The 11,635-nt window shown below is 43.2% G+C and carries 9 protein-coding genes; 6 read left to right on the forward strand and 3 right to left on the reverse strand.

Translation table 11 applies throughout. From position 1 onward, the window contains the following. Positions 1-20: 20 nt before the first annotated feature. Positions 21-749: an NAD(P)H-flavin reductase gene (locus DFP77_RS17465; RefSeq protein WP_114413492.1), complete on the forward strand. Its 729-nt coding sequence runs from the start codon at positions 21-23 to the stop codon at positions 747-749. A 96-nt stretch (positions 750-845) separates the two neighbouring features. Here DFP77_RS17465 and DFP77_RS17470 read toward each other — a convergent pair whose 3' ends face one another. Together DFP77_RS17470 and mqo are read right to left on the reverse strand one after the other, a co-directional pair. After that, positions 846-1,118 (reverse strand): YfcL family protein, encoded by a 273-nt coding sequence (locus DFP77_RS17470; RefSeq protein ID WP_114413499.1) that lies wholly within the window; start codon positions 1,116-1,118, stop codon positions 846-848. Positions 1,119-1,249: 131 nt separating this feature from the next. Further along, entirely contained in the window at positions 1,250-2,728 is a 1,479-nt protein-coding gene (gene mqo / locus DFP77_RS17475) for a malate dehydrogenase (quinone) (protein WP_374058261.1), read from the reverse strand. 407 nt (positions 2,729-3,135) lie between these two features. On the opposite strand from mqo, the gene DFP77_RS17480 reads away from it, so the two are divergent. After that, positions 3,136-3,543 carry a CBS domain-containing protein gene (locus tag DFP77_RS17480; RefSeq protein WP_114413500.1) on the forward strand — a complete coding sequence of 136 codons (408 nt, stop codon included), beginning with the start codon at positions 3,136-3,138 and terminating at the stop codon, positions 3,541-3,543. On the opposite strand, the gene hslO is transcribed toward DFP77_RS17480, so the two are convergent. After that, entirely contained in the window at positions 3,540-4,415 is an 876-nt protein-coding gene (gene hslO / locus DFP77_RS17485) for an Hsp33 family molecular chaperone HslO (protein WP_114413494.1), read from the reverse strand. The genes DFP77_RS17480 and hslO overlap by 4 nt on opposite strands. Before the next feature lie 246 nt (positions 4,416-4,661). Here hslO and DFP77_RS17490 point away from each other — a divergent pair, with 246 nt between their 5' ends. The 4 genes from DFP77_RS17490 to DFP77_RS17505 all read left to right on the forward strand — a co-directional run bounded on the left by DFP77_RS17490 (position 4,662) and on the right by DFP77_RS17505 (position 11,087). Then, positions 4,662-6,587 (forward strand): ABC-F family ATP-binding cassette domain-containing protein, encoded by a 1,926-nt coding sequence (locus DFP77_RS17490; protein WP_114413495.1) that lies wholly within the window; start codon positions 4,662-4,664, stop codon positions 6,585-6,587. Between the two features lie 148 nt (positions 6,588-6,735). Beyond that, positions 6,736-7,725, forward strand: coding sequence for a porphobilinogen synthase (gene hemB, locus DFP77_RS17495; RefSeq protein WP_114413496.1), 990 nt, complete (start codon positions 6,736-6,738; stop codon positions 7,723-7,725). 150 nt (positions 7,726-7,875) lie between these two features. Further along, positions 7,876-10,095 carry a polyphosphate kinase 1 gene (gene ppk1 / locus DFP77_RS17500; RefSeq protein ID WP_114413497.1) on the forward strand — a complete coding sequence of 740 codons (2,220 nt, stop codon included), beginning with the start codon at positions 7,876-7,878 and terminating at the stop codon, positions 10,093-10,095. A 254-nt stretch (positions 10,096-10,349) separates the two neighbouring features. Further along, positions 10,350-11,087, forward strand: a complete 738-nt coding sequence (locus DFP77_RS17505; protein WP_114413498.1) for a substrate-binding periplasmic protein — start codon at positions 10,350-10,352, stop codon at positions 11,085-11,087. Positions 11,088-11,635: the final 548 nt, after the last annotated feature.

Genomic DNA, 11,635 nt, shown 5'->3' on the forward strand with positions numbered 1-11,635 from the left:
CCTATATTGGAGTAGTTTAAATGAAAGAGATTACCGCGACGGTGAACGCTGTCGAATTAATCAACCAGAATGTTTACCAGATTACTTTGAAGGTAGAAAACTTTACTTTTGAAGCGGGTCAATACCTGATGGTCGTGTTACCAACAGGTGAGCAAGTTCCTTACTCTATCGGTAGTGCCCCTCATGAGCTCCCTTATTTAACATTGTACATTTTGGTTTCAGATGCTGGCTCGCTTGCTCAGAAGGTAGTTGAATATTTTCAGTCAAGCAGCAGTGCAGCCATCAAAGCTCCCGGTGGAGATTGCCACATTGCTAATGGTATTTTAGATTCCAATCCAGAACACATTCTGTTGATCGCTGGCGGCACAGGCTTTGCTCAAATTAAGAGCTTATACAGTGACTTAGTCGAAAAGAATTTCACTGGTAACGTTTCTTTCTACTGGGGCCTAAGAACATCGCAAGATGTATTCGCAAAAGAGTGGTTAGAAGAAGCTCACAAATACTCGCCGTTTTCATTAGATGTCATCGTCAATGAAGCAGACAATCAGTGGCATGGCCGCACAGGCTGGTTATACGAAGCCATTTTGGAAGATCATCCGGACTTAAGCAAAAGTACAGCCTTTATCAGTGGCTCAGTGGGTATGGTATACGGAACCCTTGATCAACTAGAGCTAAAAGGCATCAACAAAGATGCCTGCTTCTCAGATGTATTTGCTTATGCGCCGCATCCTGACAAGCCAAAACTTTAAGAAATAGAGCCGATAAAATAGACCAAAAAAAGAGGTAACGCTTCATCATTACCTCTTTTTTATACGCTCAGCGCCTTAACTCACTAAATTCCTAAGTTAAACAACGGTGGAATAAACTTGTACCCACAATGCTTTGATATTGTCTTGGTCCTCGTCAGTCACACCTTCCGCTTCAAGTGTTTCTTGCAGTATTTCTGTAAAAGCACGATCAAACTCTTCCTGTCCTTCCCCTTCAACACTACTGTGTAACCCCAAAAGCCCGAGAAGATAAGCACAGTAAAACAGCTGATCGCCTTCCTCTGCATGGTGCTCCATATCTCGTAATCTGTCACACAATTGGTCTGCGCGTTCAGCAAAGGTCATTGTCATATTTGATCTCACATTATTTTTGATATCTGTTTTAAAACCTCTGCACAACAAGCATGCAATGATCTCAATTATAAAATACAAAAAAGCTGGGCGAGCCCCAGCTTTTAAAAGATACATTATACCTAGTTTTATTAAGGCTTTAAGTTCAGGGTTTCTAGCGTGTTAGCACGAATAGAAAGAAGAAGGTCCGTATTGTCGACCAATGATTGGCCATAAGAAGGCACCATTTCTTTCATTTTCGCTTGCCAATCAGCAGACTTAACACGATCATCAAAACAACGCTCTAGAATACCAATCATAGTATTAACCGTTGTTGATGCGCCTGGAGAAGCGCCTAGCAATGCAGCAAGAGTCCCGTCTTCAGTGGTAATAGCTTCTGTGCCAAACTCAAGCTTACCGCCACCTGCTTCATCTTTCTTAATAATTTGAACTCGCTGCCCTGCGTAAGCAAGCTCCCAATCTTCGTCTTTAGCATCAGGAAAAAACTGACGCAATGAATTGCAGCGATCCTTGTGGGATTGCATCACTTCGCTAATTAAGTAACGAGTGAGGTCCATATTATTTTTACCAACACTTAACATCGGCTTAATATTGTCAAACCGAACACTTTTAGGTAAATCGAAGAATGAACCTGTTTTCAAGAATTTTGTCGTAAAACCAGCAAATGGGCCAAACAAAATAGCCTTTTTACCATCTATGATTCGCGTATCCAAATGTGGAACAGACATTGGCGGCGCGCCAATCGGCGCAGCACCATAAACTTTAGCAAAATGCTGCTCTACCAATTCAGGCTTTTCACATACCAGCCACTGGCCACTTACTGGGAAACCGCCAAAGCCTTTGCCTTCTTTTACCTCTGCTTTTTGTAGCAAAGGCAAAGCGCCACCACCAGCACCTAGGAAAACAAATTTCGCATCGATAGTCTTACGAGAACCATTTTGCTCAATCGTGACGTCCCATCGCCCATCAGATCGTTTCTTCAGAGCACTTACTTCGCAATTCAGCTGCAAATCAAAGCCATCTAAGGTTTCTAAATGCTTACTCATATTGCGAGCAATCGCACCGAAGTTAACGTCAGTTCCATGCTCAATACGTGTTGCAGCAAGTGGCTCACTCTCATCACGATTATTCATGATAAGAGGCATCCACTCCTTCATCTTTTCACGATCTTCCGTGTATTGCATTTCTTTGAAAGCAGGATGTGCGCTCATAGCTGCATGACGCGCTTTTAGCATTTTGACGTTACGCTCACCCCAAACAAAGCTTTGATGAGGCACACGATGGATAAACTCTTGTGGTGCTGGCATCAAACCTTGCTCTACAAGGTATGACCAGAACTGAAGGCTGATTTCAAAAGCAGCATTAATATTAACTGCTTTATCAATATTCACCGAGCCATCCGCATTTTCAGACGTATAATTAAGCTCGCAGTATGCAGCATGGCCTGTTCCAGCATTGTTCCAGCCATCTGTACTTTCTTTCGCAACACTACCTAAGCGCTCGACCATTAACATGGTCATGCTAGGGTCTAATTGCTTTAATAATACTCCTAAGGTGGTGCTCATCGCACCGCCCCCGACTAGTAAAACGTCTACAGAATTTGAGGTCATATGATTTCGCCGTGTCATAGCCAATTGTGAATTTGAGAGTGATGCAGAAAGGAGGCTTTTGGCCAGCAGTAAGCACAGTAGATGATATACTTTGCTCTCTCCACACTCTCTTCAGAACGCCTTTGCTCGTTCGCTGAACATTAAAAAATAAACAACGTATAAGGGATTCTGAGCAGGTGTAGGTTGATTATACGGATTTTGGAAACAATGTCTTGAGACCTTAGTATAAGAATGTATTTATATTCACATTTCAAAATACAAGATTAGCGACATTTTGTTGACTTTAGCAGCAAGAAGATCGATGTTAACGACATTAAGAAAAAACATGCTTTGATTATGCTGCTATATTGAATTATCAATATTCAACATAAGTATACTAAATCCTCTTATTTTCTAGCTTGATGAAGATGAAAGCAAAAGATATTATGGTAACGGATGTCATCTGTGTTGACATGGATGAGCGCTTACCTCAAGTAAGACACATAATGGAAACAAATGGGTTCCATCATCTTCCTGTTACTGATAAAGGAAAACTGGTTGGCATTATCTCTGACCGAGATTTATTGCGCCTTATAAGTCCTTTTATAGACAGCGCTTCTGAACAGCCAAGAGACATTGATACCCTTAACCGAGCCGCCCACCAAGTAATGACTCGCCAACCCATTACGGTAAAAGCAGAAACGCCAGTGGAAGATATTGTTGCCTGGTTAAAACGGGTAGACATATCTTGTCTACCCGTTACAGACAATGAAGATAACATCGTAGGTATTATTTCGTGGCGTGACCTTGTCAATCACGCCACGTTTAAAGATTAATGCGTTTGGGCTTGATCACCTAAAGAATCAATTAAGTCTTCCTCTGTGAATTCATAGATTTCTGCACAGAATTGACAGTCAACTTTTACGCTACCTTGTTCGATGAGAAGCTCGCGGACTTCTTCTGCCCCCAACGACATAACCGCATCAAAAGTACGCTGACGAGAACACGAACAACCAAACTGCATTACCTTGGTGTCGTATAGACGAACTTCTTCTTCGTGATATAAGCGATGCAATAATTCGCCCGTTTCAAGGCCAAGTAACTCATCTTCCTTTACAGTAGACGTAAGATGAATCAAACGCTCCCAAGCATCTTCATCCCCTTCTTTCGCTTGCTCTGCTGGCAAACGCTGTAAGAACAGACCACCACATTGTGTGCCATTCGCCGCCAACCAAACTCGGCTTGGCAGCTGTTCAGATTGCGAAAAGTACTGTTCAAGACATTCTGCCAAAGTATCGCCGCTGATTTCAACAATGCCTTGATAGCGCTGGCCATTACGCGGCTGAATAGTAATCGCTAAATAACCGCCCTCGAGCACCTCTTTTAAAGAGATCTCTTCTGGCACTACTTCGCTATCATCCCACTGCGCAATGCCACGCAGATTTTGGTTTTCATCACATTCCATCATCAAGGTCGACAAAAAACCATGACCTTTTGCCTGAATAGATAAAACACCATCTATTTTGATGATATCTCTTAACAATGCGATTGCTGCGACAAACTCACCTAAGAGTTTTTCTAGCGATAGTGGGTACTCTTTGCGTTTAATAATTTCTTGATAAGCATCATTCAGCAGCACTCGCTCACCACGGACGTTGCTATTATCAAAGGAAAAACGCTGTATTTCATTGATGGTTACATTATTCACTAGACACACCTTGATTAGACTAAAAAGCCCGACCTTTAAAAGTTCAAATTAATATTGTCGTTATTTTACCCTTGAGGCGATCAATCATCCACTTTAAACCGTGTATAAACTGGGAATATGCACGCTTGCTATTTCGTTTAGTCTGGCAGCACTCTAAAATGTTAGACATTATACTTTTTATTGAAAAGCCGATTGAAACGGCCAATATCACTTCTCATTAATTGAGATAAGAGATGTCTAGTTTTTATGATCCAATTTACTGAAGTTAGTCTACAGCGCGGTACTCAGTTCCTCCTTGAAGAAGCCGACCTCACCATTTTCGAAGGTCAAAAAGTTGGCCTAATTGGGGCCAATGGCGCTGGTAAATCCTCTTTATTCGCCATGATCAAAGGCGAGCTACACGCAGACACTGGCGAAGTGGTTTTACCCGGCCAACGACGTATCGCTTTTATGGCTCAAGAAGTAGAAGAAACGCAGCGCAGTGCGTTGGATTATTGCCTTGATGGCGACGACAAACTCAGAGAAATCGAGAGCAATATTGCTAAAGCCCAATCGAGTGGAGACGATCATGCTCACGCAAGCTGGCTAGGCGAATACGAAAATGCTCATGGCTACACTGCACAATCCCGTGGCGAAACATTACTGCAAGGTCTAGGTTTCAAGATGTCAGACATGCAAAGACCTGTGTCGGACTTCTCAGGGGGGTGGCGAATTCGGCTTAACCTTGCCAAAGCTTTAATGTGCCCTTCCGACGTTCTCTTGCTCGACGAACCAACCAACCACTTGGATTTGGATGCTGTTATGTGGCTGGAAAACTGGCTGCGACAATACCCTGGCACCTTGTTATTAATCTCCCATGATAGGGATTTCTTAGATGGCATTTGTAGCCATATTGTTCACCTCTATCAAAAGCAACTGGTGCTTTATAAAGGCAATTATTCAGACTACGAGCGCCAACGAGCCGAGCATCTAGCGCAACAACAAGCCAACTATGAGAAACAACAAGAGAAACGTGCACATCTGCAGCAATATGTCGATCGCTTTCGTTATAAAGCTGATAAGGCGAAACAAGCTCAGAGCCGCTTAAAAATGCTCGAGAAGATGGAAATTATTGGTCCTGCGCATATAGACTCACAATTTGAGTTTTCCATTCCTGTCGCCGAGAAAACCTCGCAACTGTTGATCAACTTATCACAAGCTGACTTGGGCTATACCGCTGAATCAGGCGCAAAAACCGTTCAACTGGGCAACACTAACTTTGCTCTTCGAGACGGTCAGCGTATTGGTTTACTTGGTCCGAATGGCGCGGGCAAGTCAACCCTCATAAAGTCCATTGTTGGCGAAATTAGTATTTTGGCAGGGGATCGCATCACAGGTGAAAACCTAAAAATCGGTTACTTCTCACAACACCAACTCAGTGCTCTTGACCTAGAAGCTTCGCCCCTGTTGCACATTCAGCGCTTAACACCAAAAGTACTGGAAAGTGACATTCGTCGTTACTTAGGAGGCTTTGGTTTTATTGGTGACGACGCACTACGTGCGGTCAAAGGCTTTTCAGGTGGCGAAAAAGCGCGTTTGGCCTTATCTCTTATTTCGTGGACCAAACCAAACCTATTAGTACTTGATGAACCAACTAACCATTTGGATATCGAAATGCGCCAAGCATTAACAGAAGCCTTGCAAGAGTTCCCAGGCTCTATTTTGCTGGTATCTCACGACCGGCACCTTCTTAATAGCACGGTTGATGAATTTTACCTCGTTGCGGACCATCAGATTCAAGCTTTCGATGGCGATTTACCAACTTATCATGCATGGTTACAAGCAAGACAAGCCAACGCAGCACAGCTGGAAAAAGGTGAACTAGCAGGTGACAAACTCGATAAAGTGGACCGTAAAGAAGAACGTCGCAAAGCCGCTGAAATGCGTGAAAAGTTGCGACCGCTCCATAAGAAAATAGAAAAATATGAAAAAGCTGTTCAAGCAGCACAAGAGCAACTTGACCGTATTGCTGAGGCGATGGCAGATTCCAGCCTTTATGAAGCAGATAAAAAAGACGAGCTTCAACATTTGTTGAGTGACGAAGCTAAGTGGAAGAAGACCCAAGCAGAAAGTGAAGAAGCGTGGTTCGAGGCTCAAGAAGAGCTTGAAGAAGCCGAGACCTTGCTCGCTTAGGCGAATACAGAAAAGAACGTATAAACAAAGACTAAGTGCTAGAAATCCGTAAAGTTTTGTCTTAACACAAAGCTTTCACTCTAGTACTGACATAATATTGTAACAATACTAAAGTACATTCCCACACAGCGAAAAGGAGAGATATTGGATGACATTTCCATACACTCGTATGCGTCGCATGCGTAAAAATGATTTTTCTCGCCGCCTGATGCGCGAGCATCATCTTTCATCAGACGATTTAATCTACCCAATGTTTATTCTTGAAGGCGATAATGTACGCGAAGCCATTCCTTCTATGCCAAACATTGAACGCCTTTCTATCGACTTACTTCTAGAAGAAGCTAAAGAACTTGTCGAACTGGGCATCCCTACGATCGCACTATTTCCGGTTATAGAAAACGACAAAAAGTCTTTGCACGCTGAAGAAGCTTATAACCCAAACGGTTTGGTCCAACGCGCCGTTCGTGCGTTAAAAGACACATTCCCAGAACTAGGCGTTCTCACTGATGTTGCCCTCGATCCTTACACTACTCATGGCCAAGACGGCATTATTGATGATTCAGGCTACGTTCTGAATGACATCACAGTAGACACACTCGTCAAACAAGCGCTTTCCCATGCCAAAGCCGGTGCCGACGTAGTTGCACCATCCGACATGATGGACGGTCGAATTGGTGAAATCCGTGACGAACTTGAAGCTGAAGGCTTTATTAACACATTAATTATGGCGTATGCCGCAAAATATGCGTCTGCTTATTACGGCCCATTCCGTGATGCTATTGGCTCAAGCGGCAATCTAGGCAAAGGCAATAAATTTACTTACCAAATAGACCCAGCCAACTCAAATGAAGCTATACGCGAGGTGATGCTCGACATAGAAGAAGGCGCGGATATGGTCATGGTAAAACCTGGCATGCCTTATTTGGACATTGTGCGCAGAGTAAAAACAGAACTTGAGGTACCAACGTTTGCTTATCAAGTAAGCGGTGAGTACGCAATGCACATGGCCGCTTTTCAAAATGGCTGGCTAGATAAAGATACGGTTATGATGGAATCACTTCTCGCTTTCAAACGCGCAGGGGCTGATGGAATCCTTACCTATTTTGCAAAAGATGCAGCACGCTTGCTAAAACGCTAGAAATTCAAATTTTTTAGTAAATAAGTACATTGAATCGGTGACCAGCAGGCTGCGTTGGTGTAATTTGTTAGGATATGCCTACACTTGTAGGCAAGAGGAACAATAATGCCAACAACACAATAAAACGGTATTTAGAGAGAATTAAAGCGCATGTCTGAGCAGTCGGTGAACGAAATAGATAAAAAAGAAACTATCCCCAGCCCTCCGCTGGAACTGGATTCAGAGTTGGTACTGGAACCTATTCCTGAGCAACCACAGGATCCGAATAAGATAGCTATTGAAGAGCGTCTACCAGAGGAAATTGACCTGGCTGACCCAGAGCTCTATTTCAACCGTGAGCTGAGTCACCTTCAGTTTAACGCGCGCGTGCTTGAACAAGCCATGGATGAGAACCACCCAATCCTAAATAGATTGATGTTTCTGTGTATCTTTAGTTCGAACATGGATGAGTTTTTTGAGATCCGTGTTGCGGGTTTAAAAAGCCAATTAGAATACAGCCGTGAAAAAAATGGCCCTGACGGCATGCACCCGAAAAAAGTGCTTGGTCTGATCAGCGAACACGCTCACAAGCTAGTCCGCCGTCAATACCGCATTCTCAACGATATTATTTTACCTAAGCTAGCGACTGAAAATGTTAAGTTCATTCGTCGTACTGTATGGAATGAAAAACAAGCCGCTTGGGTAAAGCGCTATTTTCGTGACAATGTGCTGCCGATCATCAGTCCTATTGGACTCGATCCAGCACACCCGTTCCCTAGATTAGCAAACAAGACCTTCAACTTCGTTGTTGAACTAGAAGGCCGAGATGCCTTTGGTCGTGAAAATGGTCTTGCCATTGTTCCTGCACCAAGTTCACTGCCTCGACTTGTTAAATTACCAGATGAAGTGTGTGAAGGCGGAGACAATCTGGTTTTCCTTTCATCTATTATTCACGCTCATGCAGATCAATTATTTCCAGGTATGACAGTCAAAGGCTGTTTCCAATTCCGCCTGACTCGTAACGCGGATTTAGAAGTAGATTCCGACGACATCGGCGTCGATTTAGCAGGTGCATTACGCACAGAATTACAAAGTCGTCATTACGGTAGTTCGGTGCGATTGGAAATCGCCGAAAACTGCCCTCTTCATATCGTCGACTCTTTGCTGAAGCAATTTGATCTAGAGCAGCAAGACCTTTATCGCATCGATGGCCCTGTAAACCTTAGCCGTCTTATGGCTGTGCTCGAGTTAGTGGATCGCCCAGATCTAATGTACCCTCCTTTTTCTCCGGGCCTGCCTAGAAAGCTTGCCAGCTCTGGTGGATTGTTCGAGGCTATTCGTCAACGCGACTACTTACTCATGCACCCATTTGAGAGCTTCTCGCCTGTTATCGACTTATTAAGTGAAGCCGCGAAAGACCCAAGTGTGGTCGCCATTCGTCAGACGCTATATAGAACAGGCTCTCGCTCGCCGATTGCTAATGCATTGGTTGAAGCCGCTCGGAATGGCAAAGAAGTTACAGTTGTCATCGAATTACGTGCTCGCTTTGATGAAGCAGAAAACTTAGCCTTGGCAAGCCGCTTACAAGACGCAGGTGCTATTGTGGTTTATGGTGTTGTTCGTCATAAAACCCATGCGAAAATGATCCTAATCGTTCGTAGAGAAGGCGCAGACCTGACCCGTTACGTTCACCTAGGAACAGGTAACTACCACGCAGGTAATGCACGTCTCTACACCGACTATAGCTTTATGACCTGTGACAAGGAAATTGGTGATGATGTTCATCGCGTTTTCCAGCAGCTCACAGGAATGAGTAAAGAACTAAAAGTCAAAAAACTATTACACGCACCGTTCACTCTTCGAGACCGCTTGTTAGAAATGATAAACAGAGAAGCAGAAAATGCACTCAATGGTGAGCCTTCTCGTATTATTATTAAAGTAAACTCGTTAACAGAACAAAGACTGGTTCAATCTCTCTATAAAGCGTCTCAGGCAGGGGTAAAAATAGACTTAATTGTTCGTGGCATCTGTACATTGCGTCCTGGTATCAAAGGCATATCATCCAATATTCGTGTACGAAGCGTTATAGGACGATTCCTTGAACACACTAGAGTGTATTACTTCTACAACAATCGTAACCCTAAGGTTTATTTATCCAGCGCAGATGGCATGGATAGAAACTTAAACAATCGTATTGAAGTCGCCTTCCCTCTTCAGGATTATAAACAGACTCGCCGAGTGAAAAAGGAACTGGAGTATTACCTAACAGACAATACGCAAAGCTGGATTCTTCAGAGCGATGGCTCGTATCAGTTATCCAAACCAAGGAAAGGCGAATACCGCAGTGCACAACGAGCACTGCTTAGTGAATTAGCAGACAATACTCGATAATCCCGTACTCTTATCTACATAAAGCCCAGCATCAGACTGGGCTTTTTTGTGCATAAAAATAAGGCTTATCCCCAAGTCTTTTTGAACACATAAATTATTATGTCATCACATATATTTACTTCAAGATATAAGCCAATCATCATTTTTCTTGGCCGACAGGAAATACGACCACCCTCTATCCATTCACGACACCTGTATATAGAATAAACAAAAATGTGCATAGAATGAGCAAAATCATATAAAAAGGCACTCTTATGAAAATAGTTACAACGTTCTTTTCCGCTTTGATTATTACTCTTCCTCTTACCGTAAAAGCTCAAACTGTTGAACTAACCACAATGAACTGGCCACCATTTTATGCAGAAAGCCTAGAAAAAGGCGGCTTCATTACAGCCATTGTAGAAGAAGCGCTTACTGAATCAGGTTATGACTCTACTATCGAATTCACAGGCTGGCAAAATGCTTTGGACAACGCGAAGAAGGGTGACAAAGACGCTATTGTAGGCGGTTACTATTCAGAGGAAAGAGCAAAAGAGTACTATTTCTCCATTCCCATTTACACCGTTCTAGCAGGTCTAATCAAAAAACCAGATTTCCCTATGAACAATTACTCTTCATTTGAAGAGCTCAATCAATACTCTATTGCTAAATTGAAAGGCACTGTAATCGGTGAATCATTTGATAACTTTCCGTTCTCAAACATTAAGGAATACGCAGAAGTGTCTGATGCTGTTAAAGCATTAGATTCTGGTGAAGTCCAACTATATGCAGATAGCTTAGCTGTTGCAAAAGAAGCCGCTAAAGCGGCAGGTATTGATGGCTCTCAACTACAGATCCTTCTTCCACCTCTAGAAGAAAATGACCTATACCTTTTGATTTCAAAAACCGCCCCTAACGCAGAAGAAATCCGCGATGCTTTTAACAAAGGACTAATATCACTCCAAGCTTCTGGACGTTACAGCGAGATATTAGTTGAATTCAATCAACAGTAATCATACCTAAACTCCATACTAAGCCCTGAAAGTAAGCGTTGCTTCCATAGAGCAAAGCAACTTCCAGGGCTTTTTCATTTGTTTTGATCTCCCCCCCCGAATAGACAGCCGCCTATTACCATGTCGTAAAGTGATGTGGGGAGGATCTATCCAGATAGACGACATAGGCAATCTCTTTTAATGTCACGCTCTAATAGACCACATAAGGCACGATAAGGCGTCTTCTTTTGATGCCACGCGGTAACACATCAAAGGATGTGACAAACGCCAACTGGATACAGAGGATAAACCATTACTACGTGGCGTGAGTTCAGATAGATAACACATGACGCGCTCTTTTGATGACCCGCGCAGACACGTCGAAGAATGAGACTGGCGCAAGCGGAGCAAATGGCTAAGCGAGTGCTGCGAGGCTTATTGCTAACCCAGATGACTTTGCATTTCTTTAAGACAAAAAAAAGCCCTGACAGCATAGCTATCAGGGCCTTGTTAATATAAAGCTTGATGATACTTCCCCTATTGCGGGACGATCTACTCTTACATGCCTG

Origin of the sequence: Marinomonas foliarum (assembly GCF_003337275.1) — a bacterium.
GTDB lineage: Bacteria > Pseudomonadota > Gammaproteobacteria > Pseudomonadales > Marinomonadaceae > Marinomonas > Marinomonas foliarum.